This window comes from Nonomuraea sp. NPDC049750, assembly GCF_040659625.1.
In the GTDB taxonomy this organism is placed as follows: Bacteria; Actinomycetota; Actinomycetes; order Streptosporangiales; family Streptosporangiaceae; genus Nonomuraea.
In genome coordinates this window covers 199,482-222,792 of record NZ_JBFANB010000004.1, presented here as the reverse complement: position 1 = coordinate 222,792, position 23,311 = coordinate 199,482, and the positions used below count along the sequence as shown (strand labels likewise).

Below are 23,311 nucleotides of genomic sequence, written 5' to 3'. Positions count from 1 at the left end.
GCCGCCTGGTGCGCTACGGCGGATCTCCCCTCGCCCAGCTTCCACACCGGGTGCGCGGCCTGCCGCGCGTCCGTGAGCCGTTTCGTGCCCACCCTCGGGCGTGTCTGCTCCCACGGATTCCAGAGCAGCGAACTGAGGAAGCATTCGCTGGTGGGTCTGCGGTCCTGCGTGAAAGGTAGCCATCTGGATCACACCTCCAACGGTGATGACTAGGCTGGTCAATGCGGGGCTTCAAAGCACCTGACGGCACCTCAAGCCCTCTCCTTCAGGAGGGGGTCGTTGACGAGACCTCACGGCAGGCGCGGTAGAAGTCGCGCCAGTCGGAGCGCTCGCGGACGACCGTTTCGAGGTATTCGCGCCACACCACCCGGTCGGACACCGGCTCCTGCACCACCGCGCCCACGATCCCGGCGGCCACGTCGGAGGGCCGTAGCACGCCGTCGCCGAAGTGGGCCGCGAGGGCGATGCCGCTGGTCAGCACCGAGATGGCCTCGGCCGTGGACAGGGTGCCGCTGGGTGATTTGACCTTGGTACGGCCGTCCTCCGTCACACCCGTACGCAGCTCCCGGAACACCGTCACCACGCGGCGGATCTCCGCCAGCCCCGTGCTGGTCTCGGGCAGCTCCAGCGAACGGCCGAGCTGGGTGACGCGGCGCGAGACGATGTCCACCTCCTCCTCGGCGGTCGCGGGCACCGGCAGTACGACGGTGTTGAAGCGGCGGCGCAGGGCGCTGGACAGCTCGTTGACGCCCCGGTCGCGGTCGTTGGCGGTGGCGATGACGTTGAAGCCGCGTTCGGCCTGGACCTCGCGGTTGAGCTCGGGGATCGGCAGCGTCTTCTCCGACAGGACGGTGATCAGGGCGTCCTGTACGTCGGAGGGCATGCGGGTGAGCTCCTCGACGCGGGCGATCCGGCCCTCGGCCATGGCCCGCATGACGGGCGACGGGGTCATCGCTTCCACGGACGGGCCCTCGGCCAGCAGCCGCGCGTAGTTCCAGCCGTAGCGGATGGCCTCTTCTGCCGTCCCGGCCGTACCCTGCACCAAAAGGGTGGAGTCGCCGCTGATCGCGGCGGCCAGGTGTTCGGACAGCCAGGTCTTGGCCGTGCCGGGCACGCCGAGCAGCAGCAGCGCGCGGTCGGTGGCCAGGGTGGCGACGGCGACCTCGACGATGCGGCGGGCGCCCACGTATTTCGGGGTGATCTGCCGGCCGTCGCCAAGGATGTACGTGGTCACGGCCCACGGGGACAGCTTCCAGCCGGGTGGCCTGGTCCGGTCGTCGTCCTTGGCGAGTACGGCCAACTCCTCGGCGTACTGGTCTTCCGCATGGGGGCGCAGAACGGTCATGAGAGCTCCTTCATCAGGTCGGCACGGAAGCGCAGCAGGGCGGCGACCTGCTGGATGGGCGGCACGGGTGAGTAGTTCTCGGCCAGCTCGGCGAGCGCCGGGTCGATGTGCTCGCCGGCCAGTTTGATCAGCTCACCGAGGTTCCACGGCTGGGTGGTGGCCACCTTGGTGATCTTGCGGAGGACGGCCGTCGCCAGCTTCTCCCGCCAGTGCGAGGACACGCCGCCCAGCACCATGATCAATTGGCTGTCCAGGTCATGCTTCTTCACGAAATCGGCGGCAAGCCGTTGCTGCTCGTCCGGGCCCAGCGCCTCCAGCAGATCCGCGATCGGGTCCCACGCGAACATCGCCCGCGCCCACCCCGGATCCCGCTGCAGCACAGCCGCCCGCACCCAGGCGGTCTTCACCTCACCGTCCCAGTCAGGGATCTTCATCTTGAGCAGCTTGGCGGGGCTGCCCCAGAGAGCGAGGGGCGCGCGGGCGACGACCTGCTGGAGCCACCAGGCCCGCTCGCCGGTGCCTCTCGGGGGCTTGGCCCGGATGCCGTCGCGCTCCATCGCCTTGTCACACGCTGTGGGCGCCTCGACGATGATCGTGCTTCTGGCGACGGTCAGGCAGCTTCTCGCGCGTACGGCCATACGCTGGGCCAGGCGCGACTCGGGGAGGCGGGTGAGGAGGTTGGCGGCCTGCTGGCGTACCTCTCGCCTGCGGTCGTCGAGGGCCTGCTCCAGGAACGGCTCGTCGTCCATCGACAGCCCGTCGGCCAGCACCTCGACGAACGCCGCCCGGTCGTCCGGCCCCTCACGCTCCCAGCCCGCCTCCAGGAGCGTCCTGGCCTGCTTGGGATCGTGCCTTCGGAGGTGGCTCAGGTAGGCGCGGCGGTCGGCCGAGCTGCCCAGCTCCCACGTCTCGCCGGTCGGCTCTTCGAGCAGGTACGCCCAATCGGGGTTCAGGGCGGCCAGCCACCTGCCGCGCTGCCCGGCGACCAGGCCGAGATTCGCCCTGATCGACTGGTCGCGTCTGCCCCGGTCGAGGAGTTCGGGCAGGACGTACGGGGGCACTCTGCGGCCTGCGGTGGAGGCGGCGGCCAGCCATTCGGGGAGCAGACGGTCGTACTCGCCGCCCAGGATCCTGGCCAGGCGCTCGGCGGCCTGGGCGGTCACGGCGGGCAACTCCTCGTCTTTCGCCCACCCCTGTTCGGTGGCCTCACCCACTGCCGCCTCACCCGCCGGTGCCTTGCTCTCGGCCCCCTCGCCCGCTGTCGCCTCACGCGCTGTCGCCTGGCCGTCGGCCCTGTCGCCCTCGGTCGTCTCGGCCTTGGTCGTCTCGGCCTTGGTCGTCTCGGCCTTGGTCGTCTCGATGAGTTGCTGACCGGCGCGGCGGCGCACCACTTCTACGGCGGCGCTTTCAAGCAGGTCTCCCTCGTACGGCCTGCGGTCGGTGCCGACCAGTGCCGTCGATGCCAGGTCGTCCCAGGTCACAGGATCACCGCCGTTCCGTCGTCGGCCCAGGTGGTCAGCGGGCGCAGGCCCAGTGGGGTCCACTCGGCGGCCACGGTCACCGGCCGCCCGCCGGAGACGGCGATCAGTCGCCACGGGTCACGTGACCTCGGGTGCAGCGGGAACCCGCCCACAGAAGTGCGGCCAGGAACCACACCCGCCAGCACGACGGGCCAGGAGTCGGTCCACGGGTCGGCGGTCACAGCGGCGGCGATCTCACCGAGCGCCTCCTCCGGCGACACTCCGGGCGGGACCCGGCCGTCGAGATCAACCCGGCCACCGAGATCTCTCCGGCCGCCAAACTCCGCCCGACCGTCGGGGACGACGCTCCGGCCCCCGAGATCCGTCCCACCAGCAAGATCCATCCGGCCGGCGAGATCTGCTCGATCGTCGGAGGCGTTCCGGTCGGAGGCGTCGCCTTGGTCGGCGAAGGTGGTCCGGTCAGTGGGAAGGCTTCGAGGGATGGCGTGGCGGGCGGCTACCAGGGCGCGGAGGGGTGCGGCGCCCGGGTAGAAGGCGACGTCGGCGTCGATCGTGGTGCCGGTGACCAGCGAGGCGTCGAGCGGCTGGCCGGAGGCGGCGAAGGAGAGAATCAGCGCCGCCCGGCCCGTGTCATGGCCCCGGAGCCAGACCCGGCGGGCGGTCAGCCGGTCGTGTTCCTCGTCGCGTCTGCCCACGACGTGCCACCGGTCGCGTACGACCGGCCGGACCAGCACGTCCTCCCGCGCGACGGGGAAGCCCGCGCGGATCAGGACGGTCTGGCGCAACGGCCCAGGCAGCTCGGCTCGCCGCCGGTAGGCGACCGCCAGTAGGTTGATCAGCGAGTATTCGGCCAGCAGCCGACTCGGCCAGTCGTCGGCCATGCGCACCTCCCGCAACCGGGAGAGCGCGTTGGCGACGCCCGGTGCCTGGGCGTCGACGAGGCGTTTGGCCAGGTCGTCCCATTCGTCGGCGTCGGTCCCCGCCAAGCCCTGTCGCACCTGGTCGGCCAGCCACCGTTCGAGCTCGGCCAGTCCGGCACTCACCCGCGCATGCCGAACGGACTCAACCCCTGCACCCCGCCCACCACCTGACCTACCAGTGGAGGACGGCCCGGAGCCCTGACCGGACCCACCGCCAGCCGCCGCGCCCGAGCCTTGCCCACCTTCCGCGCCCAAGCCCGAGGACGTGCCCGAACCTGGTCCCGAATCAGTTCCCGAGATCGTGCCCGGTCCACCGCCCGAGGCCGCGCCCGTGTCCGACGCTGTGCCCGATTCGCTGCCCGGGCCCATGCCCGTGTTCGTCGCCGTGCCCGATCCGGCGTGCGAACCCGACCCGACACCCAAGCCCGTGTCCGACGCTGTGTTTGGGTCGCCACCCGACCCGGCGTTCGGCGTCGGATCCGATTCGGGCCAGTCGGCCGGTTCCGGGTCGCTCTCGGCTTCCGCGGTGGCACGGGCGCGGGCGGCCTCGAGCTTGGCCGCCGCCTTGGCGGCACGTTCCGTACGTATAGCGACCCACTCCGCGGCCCACGGCGGCAGCGAATCGGCGGCGGGAACCCCGTCTGCCGACCACATGAGCAGGAGCCCGAGCGCGTGCTTGCACGGGAACTTCCGGCTGGGGCAACTGCACCGATATGCGGGCTCGGAGAGGTCGACGCACGCCATGTAGGGCGTGGCCCCACTCCCCTTGCACTCACCGAACAGCACGTCGTCAGTCGTGCCGCGCAAGCTCCATTTGCCAGGTGTCGCCACGCCCTGCGCCGCCTTCTGGGACGAGGCGTCGGGGGCGAGAGCGAGCACCTGATCACGGCTCCACCGTTCGATCACTTGCCGCAGACTAGCCAGCTCGACCGACAATTACCGCCCGCTCCAACCGATCCATCAAGTAGATCCACACGGCTACTGGTCAGGGTGAGACGACGTCGCTCAACGCCATTCCTGTCAGTCGCTCCACCCCACTCCTGTCAGTCGCTCCCCTGCGCTCCTGTGTGTCGGTCCACCCCACTCCTGTCACTCGGTCAACCGCAGTCGTCGGCAAACCGGCACCCGGGCGATCCGTTCGCCGCCAACCGACCTCACCGCCACCGCGAACCCCAGCACGTAGGATCACCAACGTGGAGCTGACGATCTATCCCAGCGGCCCGTCCATCGAGGTCGCCGACGAGGCTGAGGCCCTGGCCAGTGAGCTGGACGGCCAGCTGGTCCTCGACGGCACCCGCTTCCTGCGTCGTGACGTCACCGGCGCGGCGATCGCGTTCGAGGAGCGGCCGCCCATCGCCCGAGCCCTGGATCTGCTGCCCCATCCCGAGGGCGGTTGGTTCCGCGAGACCTGGCGGGCTCCCGTCACCTTCCTGCCCGCCGGTTATCCCGGGCCCCGCTCCTCCGCCACCGGCATCTACTTCCTGCTGGGTCCCGGTGAGGAGTCGGTGCCGCACGTGGTCCGGTCCGACGAGGTGTGGCTGTGGCATCGGGGCGGCCCGCTGGAGCTGACCATCGGCGACGAGACTGTCATCCTGGGCCCGCTGGTCGAGGACGGCCAGGTGCCGCAGGCCGTGGTGCCGGGCGGCGTGTGGCAGTCGGCCCGGCCCGCCGGCGGCGAGGAGGTCCTGGTCAGCTGCGTCGTCTCACCGGGATTCGACTTCGCCGACTTCACCGCGCGAACCGAGTAGAAGCCACGGACAGACTTCACCGCGCGATTCGAGTAGGAGCCACGGACAGACTTCACCGCGCAATTCGAGTAGGAGCCATGGACGTACGACCGGACAGCGAACACCCCATCAGGCGCCTCTCGACCGAGGTCGTGTACGAGAGCCCGTACCTGCGCATGCGCGAGGACCGCATCCGCCGCCTGGACGGCTCCGAAGGCATCTACTCGTACGTCGAGAAGCCCGACTACGCGCTGGTCATCCCGGTCGAGAACGACGGGCTGCACCTGGTGGAGCAGTACCGCTACCCGATCCGCGCCCGGTCGTGGGAGTTCCCGCAGGGCACGTTCCCGCAGATGCGGACCGGTGACTCCGAGCATCTGGCACGCGAGGAGTTGCGCCAGGAGACCGGCCTGACGGCGGCGGACATGCGGCACCTGGGACGGCTGAGCTGCGCCAAGGGCATGTCGTCACAGGGCTTCGACGTGTTCGTGGCCACCGGGCTGGAGCCGGGGCCCAACGAGCTGGAGGTCGAGGAGCAGGATCTGCTGCATCGGTGGTTCAAGCGCACGGACTTCGAGGCCATGATCCGCGACAGCGAGATCACGGACGCCGCCACACTGGCGGCCTACACGCTGTTCTTGCTCTCGAACCAGTAGCGCATCCCGCTCGAACGACACCAACGGCAAATCTGCTTAAAGACGGGATCATCGAGAATTCCCGCTGAGTCCTCGGATTCGATAGGACGACGCTAAAGCGCCGTCCGCAGAGCACTGCGCCTTTTCGCCCTGCCGCTTCCGCAGCTTCCTCGCGGGGGCCACCGTGAGCGGCGCCGCGCGGCCACGCCAGGGTTACCCGGCGGCCGTGGCGTTGAGCAGCAGCGCGGTGGGACGACGGGGGCGATCACGCGGCCATTGAGCGGGCGACGGAACAAGCCGTGCAGACGGACAGTGGCCATCGCCGCCCCACCTGTCGCACACGCCACAGCGCATTACCCACTCGTCCAGCTCCAAGTCGGATCAAATGTCAAGATGCTACGCCCCCTAGAAATCCCTGAATTCGCGTGTACATCCCCGGCGTAACCGAACAGATGTGACATGCTGCCCACAAATCACGGAAAAGAGTTCGCATGTGCGGTGCGTCACTAAGAGTGATTATCTGTGATAAATACGCGATCACGCGGTTCGGCCTACTGTCGATCCTGGCCTCCCGGGACGACGTCAACGTGATCGAGACCACCGACAGCGGAGTCCATGCGATCATGCTCGCCCGCAAGCATCATCCCGAGGTGGTGGTCACCGGGCTGACTCTCGGCGGGCTGTCCGGGCTGGAGCTGATCCAGCGATTACGGGCCGAGAAGCTGGACCCCGAGCCTCGGGTGGTCGTCTTCACCGTCGACCATACCGACCAGACGGTCACCGACGTGCTGCGCGCGGGCGCGAACGGGCTGCTGACCCAGGATTCCACGCAGGACGAGGTCGTCGCCGTCATCAGGGCGGCGGGCCGGGGGCAGACCATGCTCTCGCCCGTCGTGACCCAGCGGCTGGTCGACTGGTTCAGACAGCGGGAACCCCCTCCCGCCGAGCTGGAACAGCCCACGCTGGCCGGGTTGACGCCGCGCGAGCAGCAGGTGCTGCTCCTGGTCGCGCAGGGGCGGTCGACCGAGGAGGTGGCGGGAGAGTTGTACATCGGGGTCAGTACGGTACGGACACATCTGCACCGGCTCCGCGCGAAGCTGAAGGCGAAGGATCGGGCCCAGCTGGTCTCCTTCGCCTACCGCTCCGGCCTCATGTCAACCTGACCGCCCATGCCACCTGACCGCCAATGGGTCTCCTCCGCCGACCGCTGCTCCGGCCTCAGGTCAACCTGATCGCCGCGCAGGGATCTGGCGCGTCGCCAGCGGCCCGAGGGCGAGTGAGCCGAGTACGACGGCCGCCGCCAGCGCGAACGTCCCCGGATAGCTGATGTCCGCGACCACCCCGCCGACCAGCCCCGCGAGCCCGAAGAAGATGTCGTACAGCGAGCTCAGCGCCCCCAGCGCCGCCCCCCGCTCCGCCTCCGGAGCTCGACTGATAGTGATCATCGCGAGCGACGGGTAGAGCAGGGTGAACCCGGCCCCCGACAGCACCGCCCCCGCCGCCGCCACCCACCAGCCGGGCGCGAACCCGATCATGGCCAGGCCGGCGGCCTGCGCGAGGCTCGACGCGACGATCACCGGCATCGGGCCGAGCCGGTCCGGGAGGCGACCGGCCACGAGCCGGGTCGTGATGTACGCGGCGCTGAACACGCTCAGCAGTACGGGCCCGTTGGAGATCCCTCTGGAAGACAGGGCCAGCGCGCCGAAGCCCACCAGCACGCCGTACCCGAACGCCCCCATGCCCAGCGCCAGCCCCGGCAGCACCGCCGCGCCCGGGATGAGCTTGCGCGACACGACCGGCAGCCGCGCGCCGGACGGCAGCAGGCTCAGCACCGCGACGGCGAGGAGCGGCAGGACCACGGCGGCGGCCCACACCGCCGGGTAGGAGCCGAGCCGGTACAGCGACTCGCCCAGGGCGGGCCCGGCCATGAAGCCGCCCCACATCGCCAGGCCGTACCAGCCGACGATCTGACCCCGGCGGTTCTCGGGGGCGAGCTGGACCGTCCACACCGAGCCCGCCGTGAACAACAACGCCTCGGCGACGCCCATGACGAGCCGGGTGGTGATGAGGCCGGGCAGGCCCCACGGGAGCGCGTACAGGGCGCCGATGACGGCGGCCAGCGCCGAGCCGGCCAGCATCAGCCGGCGACCGCCGAAGCGCTGCGCGAGCTGGCCGCCGTAGGGGCGCAGTGCCAGGGTTACCGCCGCGGTCGCGGTGAAGGCCGCGCCGACGGCGAACGGCGGGCCGCCCAGTTCCTCGGTCACCAGTCGCGGGATGACCGGCACCGCCGCGCCGAACGCCGTGAACGTGACGAACAGCGCCGCCACCAGCCCGGCGAACGTCCGCGCCCAGGGGGTCACAGGCCGCGGGTGTTGCCGCCGTCCACCAGCAGCACCACGCCCGTGATGAAGGAGGTGTGCTCGCTGGCCAGGAACGCGGCGATCGCCCCGAAGTCGCCCGGCCGCCCGATCCTGCGCATCGGCAGGCCCTCGGCCACCCGCGCCAGCGCCGCGTCCGCCTCGTCGCCGAACTGGTGGTCCAGCGCGGGCGTGCGGTGGAAGCCCTGGGCGAGGACGTTCACGGTGATGCCGCGCGGGCCGAGGCTCGGCACGAGGCCCTTGGCGAAGCCCAGCACGCCCAGCCGGGCCACAGCCGAAAGGCCGGTCAGGGGCAGCGGCTGGCGTACCGCCTCCGAGGTGAGCATCAGCACCCTGCCCCAGCCGGTGTCCAGGTGCGGCAGGGCGGCCAGGACGACGCTCACGTGCGGGATCGTGTTGTCCTCCAGCGCCCGCCGGTACACGGGCACGTCGAACTCCTCCAGCGACCCGTGCGGCACCCCGCCCGAACTGCTGACCACGATGTGCAGCGAGCCGAACTCGTCGGCGGTGCGCCCCACCCACTTGGCCACGGCCGCCTCGTCACGCACGTCCACGCTGGTGCTGAGCACCCGTCCCGGACCCGCCGCGTCGATCTCGGCGTGCGCCCGCGCCAGCCGGTCCGGCTCGCGCGCGCAGATGGAGACATGCGCGCCCTCGGCCGCCAGCGTGCGGGCCACGGCCAGCCCGAGCCCGCTGCTGGCCGCCGCCACGAGCGCGACACGTCCGTTCAACCCAAGGTCCATGATCAGACACCTCTCAGGAGACCAGCAGGAAGTGCTGCGGCAGATGTACGGCCAGGCCGACGCGGGTGCTCGCCTCGATGACCTCGGTGTCCCTGCGCAGCCGCAGCGTGGACTGCGCGGGGTCGAGCAGCGTCACGGCGGCGCGGAAGTCGCCGAGCAGCGCGTCCCCCGCGCCGATCATGCGGGTGCGCGAGACGCGGATCCCGGCCGTCGCCAGCCGGTCGAGCGCCCCGTCCCGGACCAGCTTCCAGTACAGGCCGGGGTGGGTGACGATCCCGTCGCACGAGCCGCCGGTCTCCTCGACCTCGGCCGCCGCCTCGGTCAGCACGTCCTCGGGATCGCCGTCGAACGGCGCGTGCCGCGACTCCGCCAGGTGCAGCAGCCCGTCGATCGCGCCGTCGCCCGAGCCGTGCAGCAGGATCTGGTTCTCGACCGTGGACAGCCGTACGAGCACGCGGTAGTCCACGAAGGCGGCGAGCAGGCCGGGCTCGTCGAGCACGCCCTTGGGCACGGGCACACCGACCTTGACCTCGGTCAGACCGGCCACGCGGACGCTGGCGGCGAAGACGGACTCGGGCGTCTCGGCGTACGACGTCCCCGACGGCGCCAGCTCGGGCGGTGGCGCCTCATGGACGTAGGGCACCTGCCCGTCGCCCACCTTCGCGCTCTTCAGCAGGTGCCGGACCGTGTAGCGCGGCCGGGTCTTGAACAGCGGGAACGCCTCGGTCAGCGCCAGCCGGTACGGCACCTCGACGTCGCCACCGTTCCGCGAGCCCGCCACCGCCCACGCGAACTCCTCGCCAGGAGACATACCTTGCCCCTCCTCAGAAGACCGTTGAAATGGCACAAATGGTTGTCAACGCTGAGCTGATTTGGTGGCTACAAACCGTCCGAGCACGAGGTAATCCATCTCGGTCTTCAGGAAGCAGTCCATGGCGTCGGCCGGAGAGCACACGATGGGCTCACCGGCCACGTTGAACGAGGTGTTGATGAGACAGGGCACCCCGGTCAGCTCGGTGAAGGCGCGGAGCAACTCCGCCAGCAGCGGGTTGTCCTCCTCGCGGATCGTCTGAATCCTGGACGTGCCGTCCACGTGCGTGGCGCCGGGAATCAGGTCGCGGTAGCCGGGCCGTACGGGGAAGACGAACGTCATGTACGGCGAGGCCCGCTTCTTCCCCATCTCGAACACCTCGGGTGCCACGTCCTCCAGGACGACGGGCGCGAACGGCCGGAACGGCTCCCGGTGCTTGATCCGGTCGTTGATGATGTCCTTGATATCGCCGAACCGGGGATTGGCCAGAATGCTCCGGTTGCCCAGCGCGCGCGGCCCGTATTCGGTCCGGCCCTGGAACCAGCCGAGCACGCACTTCTCCCGCAGCAGCGCCGCCGTCTCCCGCGCCACGTCGCCGGGTGCCAGCTCACGCCATTCGACGCGCCCCGCGTGGGCGTCGAGGATGGCGAGGATCTCGTCGTCGCCGTACGCGGGCCCCAGATACGGCGAGCCGGAGACCCGCGGCTTGTCGCCCCCCTCCTGACTGGCGTAGAAGGCGGCGCCGATGGCCACACCGGGATCGCTGGCGCCGAAGCTCACCTCCATCTCGGCGAACCTGGAGCCTTCGAGCAGCTTGGTGTTGTTGACGCAGTTCAGCGCCAGGCCGCCCTCGAACAGCAGCCTCGGGAGCGCGCTGCGCTCCTCCAGCGCGCGCAACTGGTGGGCCGTCACCGCCTCGACCATCTCCTGTGCGGCCGCAGCGACCCGGACCCGCACGTCGAAGTCCTCCCGGCCGTCCGGGTCCGTGTCGAAGATCCGGTCGAACAGCGCGTAATAGGCGCGTACGGCCCGCGGCGCGTAGGGGATGGTGTAGCGGCCGTTGCCCGTCAGCGCCACCACGTGCTTGAGCAGCGGGTTGGGCTCCGGCGGCGGGCCGTGGCCGGCCAGGCCCATGACCTTGTACTCGTCGTTGTTGGGCATGAAGCCGAGATACCTGGTCAGCACCGCGAACAGCAGGGCGAGCGAGTTGTCCCCGTCCACGGTCGCGTCGTCGAACAGGCGCACCTTGCCGTCGCGCACCTCGCCGAGGATCGCCGACAGCCACTCCGCCCGGCCGTCGCTGACCACGAAGGCCGCCTCCCCGCCCCCGGACAGGTGGTATCCCGTCATCAGGTGGGCGAGGTGATGCGGCACCGTGACCAGCTTCTCGGCGGTCAGCGGGTGGCCCGTGTGCTCGTGGAAGTCGGCGAGAATGGCCTCCTGACTGAATATCCTGGTATAGGTGTCGTCCAGCCGCCGCAGCCTGGCGAATTTCTTGTCCACCGGCGCGTCGGCGTCCACGATCTCGGCGATCATGTTGTTCATGACGTCCTGGGAGAAACGCCAGGAATGCGCGAAGACATCGACCTCGTCGTACGTTTTCCCGGCCGCCCTTAAAACCCATTCGATGGCCCGGGCCGGAAACCGGCCGGTCTTCTTCTCGCGATTGAGCCGCTCCTCCTCCACGGCCGCGACCAATTCCCCGTCCACCATGAGGGCCGCCGAGGAATCGTGGCCGTAGAGCATGTGGCGGTCGATTCCCGTCGACCCGTAATAACGCGCGAAGAGTTCGGCGACCTTACCGAACCCGTTGTATCCGAGGACGATCACGAGAACTCCTTGCGGTGAAGGACTCGGGTCCCACCAGTGAAGGTCATGCCGCCCTGGACGGCGTCCACCTGGTGATGACCCCGGGGGCGACGCATCGTTGAGCCGGTGGACGCGGCTCAGCGGACGGGTGAGGGCGCGACGTTGTAGTTGGCGCGGAAGAAGTTGTCCGGGTCCAGCCGCCGTTTCACCGAGGTCAGCCGGTCGAAGGCCGTCTGGCCGAAGGTCTTCCTGGCTCGGTCGCCGGTGGACGCATAGTTGATGTAGCCGTCGCCCCAGCGGCTGTACGGCTCGGCGGCGGCCGAGACGGACCGCGCCCAGGCGATCCGCTCCTCGTCGGCGGCCGGGTCGGCCCAGATCGCCGTGCCCGTGACGTTGAAGGCGGCGCCGCGGAAGGGCACGGCCGTGGCCTCGGGGGGCACCCGCCGCACCGCGCCGTGCAACGCCTCGACGAGGATCCCGTCTCTGAAGGGCCCCAGCCAGCGGCCGGCCAGGAACCGCTCGACCAGCGCGTCGGCCAGCGCGTCCGGCAGGGCGTCGGCGAAGCGGGCGCTCCAGTAGTGCCTGAGCCCGAACGCCAGACGGCCGAGCGCGGCCTGCAGCGACAGGTACGACCTGGGCATGAGCTGCCAGTCGAGGAGCTCCGGCCCGCGCAGCCGCTTCTCCAGCGCCGCCCGGTATCCCTCGTCGTCGCCGCTGTAGGCCACGCAGATCACCGCCGCCGGGACGTGCGTGGGACCGTACCTCTTCAGGAACAGCGTGCAGTTGAGCTCGTCGGGCGCGTCGAGCATGAGCTCGCGGAACAGGCGTACGGCCCGGCCGAGCTCGGCGCGCGGATAGGCCACGCAGCCGCCGTAGAGCAGGCCCACCGGGTGCGTACGGAAGCGGAACTCCGTCACCACGCCGAAGTTGTGGCCCGCGCCGCGCAGCGCCCAGTCGAGCTCGGGATCGCGCTCCGCGTCCACCTCGACCACCTCCCCCGCGGCCGTGACGAGCTGGTAGGAGAGCACGTTGTCGCAGGTCAGGCCGTATCTGCCCATCAGATGTCCGAGGCCGCCGCCCAGGGTCAGGCCGCCGACGCCGGTGGTGTCGAAGGTGCCGCCCGTGGTGGCCAGCCCGTACGCGGTGGTCGCCAGGTCCACCTGGCTCCAGGTGGCGCCGCCGCCGACCGTGGCGGTGTGCCGGCCCGGATCGACCGTCACCGAGCTCATCAGCCGCAGGTCGATGACCAGCCCGTCCTCGACGGAGGCGTACCCGGCGACGTTGTGCCCGCCGCCGCGTACCGCCGTGACCAGCCCGGACTCGCGGGCGGCACGGATCACCATCCGCAGCTCCGCGACGTCACGCGGCAGGCAGATCAGCCGCGGCCGTAGATCGTGCATGCCGTTGAAGAGCAGCCGCACCTCGTCATAAGCGGGGTGGCCGGGTCCGACCACCCGATCGGGGCAGGCGGCGTTCAGGGCGTTCAGCGTGGAGACCGTCACTGGCTCGTTCCTTTCTCGGGCCGAGGTTCTTCGACGGCTTATCACGCATTTGTGACACAAGCGAGGGGGTTGTCTTTCCGGGGACTTGCCGCGATAGTCGGCTCTTAGGTCCAGCGCGTAATTCACTACCCGACCAAATAGCTCACGTTATTTGTACCAACAGATTCGAGGGACCGGTGAATCCACCTCTGACCACCTGGCCCACTTATGACAAGGGTGATGTCTTCCTCAGCCCGGAGGACATCGCCGCGGCGATCGAGGCGCTGCGCGCCCGGTTGTTCTTCCGTTACGATTTCCGGCCGCACGAGGAGACATTTACCGGGCTCTTCGAACGGCGGCTGTGCGAGGTGTTCGGCGCCGGGCACGCGCTGGCCTGCGCCAGCGGCACCACCGCGATCACCCTGAGCCTGCTCGCCCTCCAGCTGCCCGCCGGCTCGCCGATCGCCTGCCCCGCGTTCACCTTCGCGGCCACGCCGAGCGCGATCCTGCTCGCCGGGCACCGGCCGGTGCTCGTGGAGTGCGACGAGAACCTGCACCTGGACGTGCGCGACCTGCGCCGGGTGTTCGACGAGGGCGCCAAGGCGGTCGTCGTGGTGCACATGCGCGGCTTCGCCAGCGACATGCCGGAAATATGCCGACTGGCGGAGGAGTACGGGGCCTTGGTGGTCGAGGACGCGGTGCCCGCCCTCGGCGCGCGGCTCGACGGCCGCTACCTGGGTACGTTCGGCCACTTCGGCGCCTTCAGCACCCAGTCCGACAAGTCGCTCAACACCGGCGAAGGCGGCTTCCTGCTCACCGACGACCCCGAGGCGTACGCCCGCGCGGCGGTCTACAGCGGCGCCTACGAAGGCCGGATGGCCCGCCACTTCCCCGGCAAGGTCCCGGACGTCGACGACCGGGCGTACCCCATCTTCAGCTTCCGCATGGACGAGATCAGGGCGGCGCTGGCCGGAGCCCTGCTCCAGCGGCTGCCCGACCGGCTGGCCGCCCATCGCCGCAACTACGACTACGTGGCCGAGCGGCTGGCGGACCTTGACGGGATCGCGCTGCGGCAGCCGGTGGCGCCCGGCGCCTACCTCGGCGAGGCGCTGGTGTTCCGGCTGCCGGGGGCCACACCGCGGGAGTGCGTCGCGTTCGCCGGGGCCGTCGCGGCCGAGGGGGTCGACGCCCGCGCGCTCGGCGACCGCGACGACGTCAACGTACGCGCCTTCTGGAACTGGCACTTCCTGCTCGGCGACAACCCGGAGACCGCGCGGAGCCTGTTCCCGACGTCGGCGCGCTATGTCAGCGAGGCGATCGACATCCCACTCTCGGCGAACCTGGACCTGGCCGACTGCGACCGCCTGGTGACCGCCATCAGAAAAGCCGCCGCCGGAAGAGCATCCGCCACAAAGCCAAGCGGTGAGAGCGCCGTCGCCGGACGGACCGCGAGCCGATGACACCCACAGCGCCGCGAGTGCTCTACGTCACGGGCTGGTGCAGGTCGGGCAGCACGCTGCTCGGCAACCTGCTCAACGAACTGCCGGGCGTCGCGCACGTGGGCGAGCTCAACTACCTGTGGTCCAACGGCGTGCTCGGCACCGGCACCAACAGCACCTGCGGCTGCGGCAAGGACCTCCAGGACTGCGACGTGTGGCGACAGGTGCTGCGCGAGCTGGACGGTCACACCCTCGCGAGGGAGATGATCGGCCTGCACAACGCCCACCTGCGCACCCGCTTCACTCAGGAGCGGTTGCGCGAGGCCCGGGGCATGGCCCGGCCGCCGCGCGACGTGCGGCGCATCAGCGAGGTCAAGCGGCGGCTCTACACCGCGATCGGCGCGGCGCTGGGCGCCGAGGTGATCGTCGACACCTCCAAGTTCCCCGCCGAGGCGGCCCACCTCATGGGCCTGCCCGACCTGCGGCCCCAGGTGCTGCACATGGTGCGCGACCCCAGGGCGACCGCCTACTCGTGGCACCGCGCCAAGGGCTACATCCCGGCCATGAGCCCCCTGCGCAGCAGCGCGTACTGGACCGGCTTCAACGCGGCGTCGGAGTGGATCGCGCGCGCCTATCCCGGCAGGTGCCTCAGGGTCAGGTACGAGGACTTCGCCGCGCGGCCCGCCGAGACGATCGGCCAGGTCATGGCGTGGGCGGGGCTCCCGCCGCCCGGCCCGGTGCTCGACGGGAACGCCGCCCGGCTCGGCGTCAACCACACCGTGACCGGCAATCCCGACCGGTTGCGCACCGGGCCGGTGGCCATCAGGCCCGACGACGCCTGGCGCACCGCCCTGCCGGCCTCGAGCGTCGCGCTGAGCACCCTGGCCGCGCTGCCGCTCATGAGCAGGTACGGCTACCGCCTGACCAGCCTCTGACCGCGATGGGAGCATGTATGAACTGGCGAAGCGACGCCGAGCACTGCTACCGCGAAGGCTGGTGGCGGGACGGCACACCCCTGGACGACCTCCGGCGAGCCGTGGAGCGCTCCCCGGGCCGCGTCGCGATCACGGCGCACCAGGCGGGCGCCGCCGACCTGGTCAAACTGACGTACGCGGACTTATCGCGACTCGTGGAGCGGTTCGCCGGGGCCCTGACCGAGCTGGGCGTCGGCCCGGGTGACGTGGTCGCGCTGCAGTTGCCGAACTGGTGGCAGTTCCCGCCGCTCGCGCTGGCCTGCATGCGGGTCGGCGCGGCGGTCAACCCCATCATCCCGATCCTCCGCAAACGCGAGGTCGGTTTCATGCTGGAACGTACGGAAGCGAAGGTCTGCGTCGCGCCCGCGTCGTTCCGCGGCTTCGACCACGCCGGGATGCTCGCCGAGATCGCCAAGGAGGTGCCGACGCTGCGGCACGCGGTGACCATCGGCGGCGGCCCGCTCGACTTCGACGACGTCTTCATGTCCGGCGGCGACGTCCGGCTCGGTCAGTCGGAGGCGGGCCCCGACGACCTGGCCCAGGTGATGTTCACCTCGGGCACGACGGGCGAGCCCAAGGGCGTCATGCACACCCACAACACCCTGTACGCCGGCATCCGCACCGAGGCGGAGGCCCTCGGGCTGGACGAGGACCTGGTCGTCCACATGGGCTCGCCGCTCACCCACCAGGCCGGGTACCTCTACTGCTTCCTGATGCCGCTCCAGCTCGGCGGCCGGGCGGTGTTCCAGGACGTGTGGGACCCGGACGTCATGCTCGGTCTGGTCGAGTCGGAGGGCGTCAACTTCGGCATGGGCGCCACCACGTTCGTGGTCGACGCCATCGCCGCGCAGCGGGCCCGGCCCCGGGACCTGCGAACCCTCGACTCCTTCGCGTGCGGCGGGTCGCCGATCCCGCCGAAGGTCGTGGAGGAGGCGGGCGAGGTGCTGGGCGTGCGCATGTACGCGCTGTGGGGCATGACGGAGAACGCCACGGTCACGATCACCCGCCCCGAGGACCCGCCGGATCTCGCCGCGCGCTCCGACGGCCGCCCCGCCCCCTGGATGCAGGTCCGGATCGCCGGCGACCGCCTGCAAGTACGCGGCGCGAACCAGTGCGTGGGCTACTGGAAACGCCCCGACCTGTACGCCGAGGCCCTCACCGGCGACGGCTGGTTCGACACGGGCGACCTGGCCAGGGACGACGGCGAGGGCGGCATCCGGATCACCGGCCGGGCCAAGGACCTGATCGTCAGGGGTGGGGAGAAGATCCCCGTGGTCGAGGTGGAGGCCGCGCTGTGGCGGCACCCGCGGATCAAAGAGGCCGCGCTGGTGGCCTACCCCGATGAGCGTCTCGGCGAGCGGGCGTGCGCCTTCGTCGTCCCGGACGGGGAGCCGCCCTCGCTCGCCGACGTACAGCTGCATCTGGAACGGCTCGGCATGGCCCGGCAGTTCTGGCCGGAACGCGTGACGGTCGTCGCCGAGCTGCCGAAGACGGCGTCGGGCAAGGTACAGAAGTTCGAGCTGCGCGAACGGATGGGCTGAGCATGGACTTCGCGTTCGACGACGAGCAGGAGCGGCTGCGCGCCCGGGTGCGCGACTTCGCGGCCGAGCGCCTGGCCCCGCACTACCAGTCCGACGACCGGGCCGCGGCCATGCGCCCCGAGCTGCCCGGCGAGCTGGCCCGCATGGGCCTGCTCGGCCTGCGCGTGCGTAAGGAGTACGGTGGCGCGGGCGCCGACGCCGTGACCACCGGCCTGGTGCTGGAAGAGCTCGCCCGCGCCGACGTCAACAGCTGCTACCTGGTGCTCAACGCCGCGCTCGTGGCCGACATCCTGCAGGCCAACGCCTCGCCGGAGCAGCGGGGAGAGTGGCTGCCCGCCCTGGCCTCGGGGGAGCTGATCCCGGCCATCTGCCTGACGGAGCCCGAGCACGGCTCGGACGCCGCCGCCATCGAGTTCCGCGCCACTGTCCAGGACGGAGCCTGGCTGCTGCACGGCGAGAAGACCTCGATCATGCTCGGCATGACCGCCACGCACGGCCTGGTCTTCGCCAGGACGGGCGGTCCTGGCGCGCGCGGCGTCACCGCCTTCCTCGCCGACCTGGCCGCGGCGAAGCGGGAGGCGTTCAGCGACCTCGGCAACCGCGCCGTGGGCCGCGCCCACCTGACCTTCGACGGCCTGACCACCGGGTCCGAGACGATCGTGGGCGGCGAGGGCCTGGGCTTCGTCCAGGTCATGCGGGGCTTCGACTACTCGCGGGCGCTGATCGCGTTGATGGCGACGGGCACCGCGCAGGCGGCGATCGACGACGCGCTGGAGCGGGCGCGCACCCGCAACGCCTTCGGCCGCCCGCTCGGCGCCTTCCAGGGGCTCAGCTTCCCCCTGGTGGAGTACGCCACGCAGCTGCGGGCGGGCAGGGCGCTCTGCTACGAGGCACTGTGGCGCAAGGACCAGGGACTCCCGCACACGACCGAGGCGAACATGGTCAAGTGGTGGGTGCCCAGGATGGCCGCGGACGCCGTCCAGCAGGCGCTGCTCACCTTCGGACAGGCCGGCTACTCGGAGGAGCTGCGGCAGGCCCAGCGGCTGCGCGACGTGATCGCATTGCAGATCGCCGACGGCACCGCCCAGATCACCAAGCTGGTGGTCGCCCGGCAGCTGCTCGGCCGCGACGCCGCACCCTGAGCCCGCCTTTCCGAGTCCGCCTTTTACGAGTCCGCCTTTACGAGGCCATCTTCACGAGGCCGTCTTCTCTGCGGCGTACGGCGGCAGGTTGAGGCGGTCGCGGATGTTGCGCTGGACGGTGGCCTTGTCGTCGCGGGCGTCGACCGACACGACGTACTCCTTGCCGCGGAACAGCTCCACGACCGGGTCGATCTTGTCGTGGTATTCGCGCAGCCGCGTGGCGAGCGCGTCAGGGGCGTCGTCCTCACGGGTGACGAGCTCGCCGCCGCACACGTCGCACCTGCCCTCGGTCGCGGGCCGGTGGGCGATCAGGTTGTAGTCCATGCCGCAGCGCGAGCACAGCCGCCTGGCCAGCACCCGGCGCCGCACCTCCGCGTCGGGCAGGTCGAGGTGGATCACGCCGTCGATGTCGTAGCTCTCCAGGAAGAACTCCGCCTGCCGCCGGCTGCGCGGGAAGCCGTCGATGATGAAGCCGTAGTTCCAGTCGTGCTGCTGGAGGCGCTCCCTGACGACGTCCTCGACCAGGTCGTCGCCCACGAGCTCGCCGGCCGCGACCAGGCGGCGGACCTGGGCGCCGAGCTTGGTGTGGACCTTGACATGCCAGCGGAAGATGTCGCCGACGCTGATGTGCACGAGGTCGAGGTCGGTGGCCAGCAGGGTGCTCTGGGTGCCCTTGCCGCTGCCCTGCACCCCGAGGATCACGTATTTCCGCATGCCTCATTCTCCCCCGGAGACGGGCAGCATGATCTCGGCGCCCGCCGCGCCGCGATCGACGAGCTCCTGAACCCGCTGGGGAGCGTAGATCCCGTCCACGAGGAGCTGCGCGAGCCCGAGTATGCCCGCGTTGGGGTCGAGGTCGCTGCGGACGATCTGGAGATTGCGGGTGGCCAGCGGGAGTGACCGCCGGTAGACGATCTCGCGGATGCCGGCGAAGAGCTGCTCGTCGGTGTGCGCGAGCTGGCCGCCGATCGCGATGATGCGCGGGTTGAACAGGTTGACGGTGTCGGCGATGGCGCCGCCGAGGATGCGGGCGGCGCGCCGCGCCAGGCGTACCGCGGCCAGGTCTCCTGAGCGGATCAGGCGTACGGCGTCGTCGACGGTGGTGATGTCGTGACCCGCCGCCTGGAGATCGCGGACGAGCGCCCAGCCCCCGGTGTAGGCCTCCACGCAGCCGAGGTTGCCGCACCGGCAGAGCGGCGGCTCGGCCACGTCGTCGACCACGACCTGGATGTGGCCGATGTCGCCGGCCGCGCCGTCGGCGCCCCGGTGCACCTGGCCGCCCGCGATGAGGCCGGTGCCGACACCGGTGCCGATCTTGACCATGAGCAGGTGCGGGACGTCGGGGTAGCGCAGGCGCTGCTCGCCGAAGGCCATCGCGTTGACGTCCTTGTCGACCAGCACCGGGCAGTTGTAGCGGGCGGTGAACCAGCCCGGGATGTCGAAGCGGTCCCAGCCGGTCATGATCGGCGGGCTGACCACCCGCCCGCTCGCGAAGTCGACGGGACCGGGCACGTCGATGCCGATGCCGAGCACGTCGCCCGGCTGGTGGCCGCGCTCGGCGAGCAGCTCGGCGAACAGCTCGGACACGATCGTCAGGATCGCCTCCGGGCCGCTGGTCACGTCGGCGCGGACGTCGCGCTCGGCCCGCACCACCCCGCCCAGATCGCACACGGCGGTGCGCAGGCCGGTGGCGCCCACGTCGGCCACCAGCAGCACGCCCCGGTCGCGGTTGACGACGAACTGACCGGCGGGCCGGCCGCCCGTGCGCGCCTCCGTGGGCGCGGGGATGAGCAGCCCGGCGGCGAGCAGACCGTCGAGGCGCTGGTTGACCGTGGTGCGCGACAGGCCGGTAAGCCGCATGACGTCGGCCTTGGTGAGCCCGTCGGGGATGTCACGGAACAGGCTGAGGATCTCGCCCGAGCTGACTCCCATCCGCAGCGCGGACACACCGGTTATGGCCATTTACCCACTCTATCGGCGACCGGGAGTGCTCGTAAGTCAAGAATGTTTCGACTTAAAAAGTCGAAACATGGGTTGTCAGAGTTCAGAAGTAGTCATACGGTCGTCCCATTGACGCCGAAAGGGGCATCCGATGCACATGACCTCGCATGGAAGGCGAGCGACGGCGGTCACCGCCGTACTGGCGGCCGGGACTCTGGCTCTGGGAGCCTGCGGCTCCAGCGTGTCCGCCGGTCCGTCCGGCAAAGACGCCGCCGCCGCCGAAGGCCCGAGCGTCGCCGCGGTGATCAAAGGACTGGACAACCCCTTCTTCCAGACGATGAAGCAGGGCATGGACGACCAGGCCAAGGCGGGCGGCCTGTCTCTCACGGTCCAGGCGGCCACCTCCATCACCGACACCACCGGACAGGCGGACAAGCTCAACGGCCTGGCCGGGCAGCCCTTCTCCTGCTTCGTGGTCAACCCGATCACCGGCACCAACCTCATCCAGGGCCTGGCCAAGATCGGCGCGCAGAACAAGCCCATCGTCAACATCGACAGCCCGGTCGACGCCGGTGCGGCCGGCAGCGCCAACGTCAAGCTGGCCACCTACATCGGCACAGACAACGTCGAAGCCGGCAAGATGGCCGGGAAGCGGATGAGCGAGCTCGTACCGGCCGGTGACGTCGCGGTCATCGGCGGCATCGCGGGCGACGTCACCAGCGGCGCCCGGGTCGAGGGGTTCCAGCAGGGCATCGGGCCCAATCTCAAGGTCGTCCAGACCGTCGCCGCCAACTGGGAGCGCCAGACCGCGCTCACCGCCGCGACCGACGTCATGCGCGCGAAGCCGGATCTGCGGGGTTTCTTCGTCGCCAACGACGACATGGGGCTCGGCGTGGCGCGGGCCATCGCCAACGCCGGCAAGGCGGGACAGGTCAAGGTCATCAGCGTCGACGGCATCAAGGACGCCCTCGAAGCGGTCAAGGCCGGCACGCTGGACGGCACCGTCGCCCAGTACCCGTACGCGATGGGCCTGATGGGCGTCGAGGCGTGCCAGGCCGCCACGAAGGGCAAGGCGCTGCCGCCCAAGGTGAAGTCCCCGGTCGAGCTGGTCACCAAGGACAACGCGGATAAGGCGCTGGCGACCACGCCCAAGCCGTTCGGCACCTACACCGACCCGTTCAAGAGCCTCATCCAGTAGGACAGAGATGGCAAACACCGCAATCGCCGCACCCAACCACGGAGCCTGGACCGCGCGCCTGAAGGATGTCGGCTTCTGGGCCGAGTGGGCGGCCCTCGTCGGGCTGATCGTCCTGGTGATCGTCTTCCAGGCGCTGAACCCCACATTCCTCAGCGCCGGCAACCTCGCCTCGATGCTGGTCGCCGCGGCGATCCTGATCATCCTGAGCGTGGGCCAGACGTTCGTCATCGCCACGGCGGGCATCGACCTGTCGATCGCCTCCGCGATGACCTTGGGCGCGGTCGCCTTCGGCCAGTCCTACGCGATGGGCTGGGGGCTGACGCTGTCGTGCCTGGCGGCCATCGTCGCCTCGGGCCTGGTCGGCGTGGTCAACGGAGTGATCATCGCCCGAGGCAAGATCACCGACTTCATCGTGACGCTCGGCACCCTCTCCGCGGCCTCCGGGCTGGCGCTGATCCTGTCCGAGGGCAAGCCCGTGACGATCATCGACGCGGCGCTGCTCCGCCTGTCGACCGGCGGGATCGGGATCTTCGGCTGGTCGTTCATCATCGCGGCGGTCGTCGCGGTGGTGGGGCACGTCCTGCTGTTCCACACCAGGTTCGGCACGCACGTGCTGGCCACGGGCGGGGCGGCGGAGTCCGCGACGGCCATGGGAATCAGCACCCAGCGCGTCAAGATCGCCGTCTACACGATCTCCGGTGTGCTCGCCGGGCTCGGGGCCATCCTGCTGGTGGCCCGGATCGGCGCGGCCGAGCCGGCCGCCAACACCTCCTTCCTGCTCAACTCCGTGGCCGCGGTCGTGCTCGGCGGGGTGAGCCTGTTCGGCGGGCGGGGCAGCATCATCGGCCCGGTCATCGGCGCGCTCCTGCTCGTCGCCCTGGTCAACGGGCTGACGCTGCTCGGCGTCTCGCAGTTCTACCAGCCTCTCGCCGTCGGCATCGTCGTGGTGCTGGCCGCGCTCCTGACAAGGTTCCAGCGATGACGAACACCCTGCTCGACTGCCAGAACGTGTCCCTGTCGTTCGGCAACGTCCGCGCCCTCGCCGACGTCTCGCTCTCCCTGCGCCAAGGGGAGATCACGGCGCTGGTCGGCGACAACGGCGCGGGCAAGTCCACGCTGGTGCGCTGCGTCTCCGGGATCCACCGGCCCGACAGCGGCCACATCCTGTTCGAGGGAGAGAAGGCCGACTTCCACTCCCCCGACGACGCCCGCAGGGCGGGCATCGAGACCGTCCACCAGAACCTGGCCCTCGTCGAGGACCTCACCGTGTGGCAGAACCTCTTCCTCAACCGCGAGCTCGTCCGCGGGTTCGGTCCCATCGCGTTCCTGGACCGGCGGGCGATGCAGGCCCGCGCGCGGGAGATGGTCTCCACGCTCGCGGTCAACGTCCCCGCGGTGAAATCCCGCGTCCGGCGGCTGTCCGGCGGGCAGCGCCAGGCCGTCGCCATCTGCCGCGCGGCGGGCTTCAGCTCCCGGCTGGTCATCATGGACGAGCCGACGGCCGCGCTCGGCGTCCAGGAGACGGCCCGGGTCGAGGAGCTCATCCTGCGGCTGCGCGACGAGGGGCACACGGTGCTGCTCATCAGCCACAACTTCGCGCAGGTCATGCGGCTGAGTGACCAGGTCTGGGTGATGCGCGCCGGCCGCTGCGTCGGCGGACGCCGTACGTCCGAGATCACCGGCGAGGAGATCGTCTCCCTCGTCACCGGCGCCACCGGCCAGTGAACCCCGTACCGAACCACCAAG

General features: G+C 70.5%; 20 protein-coding genes and 1 pseudogene. 10 read left to right on the top strand and 11 right to left on the bottom strand.

The features are described 5' to 3' along the window. Positions 1–265: 265 nt before the first annotated feature. From AB0J16_RS12930 to AB0J16_RS12915, 4 genes and pseudogenes are all read right to left on the bottom strand, one after another. Positions 266–1,345 carry an AAA family ATPase gene (locus AB0J16_RS12930; RefSeq protein ID WP_358538006.1) on the bottom strand — a complete coding sequence of 360 codons (1,080 nt, stop codon included), beginning with the start codon at positions 1,343–1,345 and terminating at the stop codon, positions 266–268. Beyond that, on the bottom strand, positions 1,342–2,826 hold the full coding sequence (locus tag AB0J16_RS12925) for a DUF5691 domain-containing protein (protein WP_358538003.1): 1,485 nt from the start codon (positions 2,824–2,826) through the stop codon (positions 1,342–1,344). The genes AB0J16_RS12930 and AB0J16_RS12925 overlap by 4 nt, the downstream gene beginning before the upstream one ends. Next, positions 2,823–3,869, bottom strand: coding sequence for a hypothetical protein (locus tag AB0J16_RS12920; RefSeq protein WP_358538834.1), 1,047 nt, complete (start codon positions 3,867–3,869; stop codon positions 2,823–2,825). The genes AB0J16_RS12925 and AB0J16_RS12920 overlap by 4 nt, the downstream gene beginning before the upstream one ends. A gap of 540 nt (positions 3,870–4,409) precedes the next feature. Beyond that, positions 4,410–4,490: pseudogene (locus AB0J16_RS12915) on the bottom strand (SWIM zinc finger family protein); the annotation flags it as partial. 449 nt (positions 4,491–4,939) lie between these two features. Between AB0J16_RS12915 and AB0J16_RS12910 the strand changes: the two are divergent. The 3 genes from AB0J16_RS12910 (at position 4,940) to AB0J16_RS12900 (ending at position 7,271) form a co-directional block, all read left to right on the top strand. Further along, the gene (locus AB0J16_RS12910) at positions 4,940–5,494 is read left to right on the top strand and encodes a cupin domain-containing protein (RefSeq protein WP_358538001.1); all 555 of its coding nucleotides are present in this window, start codon (positions 4,940–4,942) and stop codon (positions 5,492–5,494) included. Positions 5,495–5,571: 77 nt separating this feature from the next. Then, complete coding sequence (locus AB0J16_RS12905) at positions 5,572–6,129, top strand: NUDIX hydrolase (protein WP_358537999.1); 558 nt, start codon at positions 5,572–5,574, stop codon at positions 6,127–6,129. A gap of 491 nt (positions 6,130–6,620) precedes the next feature. Beyond that, positions 6,621–7,271, top strand: a complete 651-nt coding sequence (locus tag AB0J16_RS12900; RefSeq protein WP_225289552.1) for a response regulator transcription factor — start codon at positions 6,621–6,623, stop codon at positions 7,269–7,271. Between the two features lie 60 nt (positions 7,272–7,331). Here the strand turns inward: AB0J16_RS12900 and AB0J16_RS12895 are convergent, their stop codons facing one another. The 5 genes from AB0J16_RS12895 to AB0J16_RS12875 all read right to left on the bottom strand — a co-directional run bounded on the left by AB0J16_RS12895 (position 7,332) and on the right by AB0J16_RS12875 (position 13,351). After that, on the bottom strand, positions 7,332–8,468 hold the full coding sequence (locus AB0J16_RS12895; RefSeq protein WP_358537996.1) for an MFS transporter: 1,137 nt from the start codon (positions 8,466–8,468) through the stop codon (positions 7,332–7,334). Then, complete coding sequence (locus AB0J16_RS12890) at positions 8,465–9,229, bottom strand: SDR family oxidoreductase (RefSeq protein ID WP_357960323.1); 765 nt, start codon at positions 9,227–9,229, stop codon at positions 8,465–8,467. Before AB0J16_RS12890 ends, AB0J16_RS12895 begins: the two co-directional genes overlap by 4 nt. 13 nt (positions 9,230–9,242) lie before the next feature. Next, on the bottom strand, positions 9,243–10,040 hold the full coding sequence (locus AB0J16_RS12885) for a family 3 encapsulin nanocompartment shell protein (RefSeq protein WP_358537994.1): 798 nt from the start codon (positions 10,038–10,040) through the stop codon (positions 9,243–9,245). A 45-nt stretch (positions 10,041–10,085) separates the two neighbouring features. Then, the gene (locus AB0J16_RS12880) at positions 10,086–11,870 is read right to left on the bottom strand and encodes a carbamoyltransferase C-terminal domain-containing protein (RefSeq protein WP_358537992.1); all 1,785 of its coding nucleotides are present in this window, start codon (positions 11,868–11,870) and stop codon (positions 10,086–10,088) included. A gap of 116 nt (positions 11,871–11,986) precedes the next feature. Next, positions 11,987–13,351: an FAD-binding oxidoreductase gene (locus AB0J16_RS12875; RefSeq protein WP_358537990.1), complete on the bottom strand. Its 1,365-nt coding sequence runs from the start codon at positions 13,349–13,351 to the stop codon at positions 11,987–11,989. A 176-nt stretch (positions 13,352–13,527) separates the two neighbouring features. Here AB0J16_RS12875 and AB0J16_RS12870 point away from each other — a divergent pair, with 176 nt between their 5' ends. Genes AB0J16_RS12870 through AB0J16_RS12855 form a run of 4 tightly spaced genes read left to right on the top strand, consistent with a single transcriptional unit; the run spans position 13,528 to position 18,426 of the window. Further along, a complete protein-coding gene (locus AB0J16_RS12870) occupies positions 13,528–14,790 on the top strand; it encodes an aminotransferase class I/II-fold pyridoxal phosphate-dependent enzyme (protein WP_358537987.1) in 1,263 nt (420 codons plus the stop codon). After that, a complete protein-coding gene (locus AB0J16_RS12865) occupies positions 14,787–15,704 on the top strand; it encodes a sulfotransferase (protein WP_358537985.1) in 918 nt (305 codons plus the stop codon). Before AB0J16_RS12870 ends, AB0J16_RS12865 begins: the two co-directional genes overlap by 4 nt. 17 nt (positions 15,705–15,721) lie before the next feature. Further along, a complete protein-coding gene (locus AB0J16_RS12860; protein WP_358537982.1) occupies positions 15,722–17,284 on the top strand; it encodes an AMP-binding protein in 1,563 nt (520 codons plus the stop codon). Between the two features lie 2 nt (positions 17,285–17,286). Further along, positions 17,287–18,426, top strand: a complete 1,140-nt coding sequence (locus AB0J16_RS12855) for an acyl-CoA dehydrogenase family protein (protein WP_358537977.1) — start codon at positions 17,287–17,289, stop codon at positions 18,424–18,426. 51 nt (positions 18,427–18,477) lie between these two features. Here AB0J16_RS12855 and AB0J16_RS12850 read toward each other — a convergent pair whose 3' ends face one another. Next, complete coding sequence (locus AB0J16_RS12850) at positions 18,478–19,140, bottom strand: nucleoside monophosphate kinase (protein WP_358537974.1); 663 nt, start codon at positions 19,138–19,140, stop codon at positions 18,478–18,480. Between the two features lie 3 nt (positions 19,141–19,143). Further along, positions 19,144–20,388: an ROK family protein gene (locus AB0J16_RS12845; RefSeq protein WP_358537972.1), complete on the bottom strand. Its 1,245-nt coding sequence runs from the start codon at positions 20,386–20,388 to the stop codon at positions 19,144–19,146. A 130-nt stretch (positions 20,389–20,518) separates the two neighbouring features. Between AB0J16_RS12845 and AB0J16_RS12840 the strand changes: the two genes are divergently transcribed. Genes AB0J16_RS12840 through AB0J16_RS12830 form a run of 3 tightly spaced genes read left to right on the top strand, consistent with a single transcriptional unit; the run spans position 20,519 to position 23,290 of the window. Further along, positions 20,519–21,565, top strand: coding sequence for a substrate-binding domain-containing protein (locus AB0J16_RS12840; RefSeq protein WP_358537970.1), 1,047 nt, complete (start codon positions 20,519–20,521; stop codon positions 21,563–21,565). Between the two features lie 7 nt (positions 21,566–21,572). Next, positions 21,573–22,547 (top strand): ABC transporter permease, encoded by a 975-nt coding sequence (locus AB0J16_RS12835; protein WP_358537968.1) that lies wholly within the window; start codon positions 21,573–21,575, stop codon positions 22,545–22,547. Beyond that, on the top strand, positions 22,544–23,290 hold the full coding sequence (locus tag AB0J16_RS12830; RefSeq protein ID WP_358537965.1) for an ATP-binding cassette domain-containing protein: 747 nt from the start codon (positions 22,544–22,546) through the stop codon (positions 23,288–23,290). Before AB0J16_RS12835 ends, AB0J16_RS12830 begins: the two co-directional genes overlap by 4 nt. Positions 23,291–23,311 lie beyond the last annotated feature (21 nt).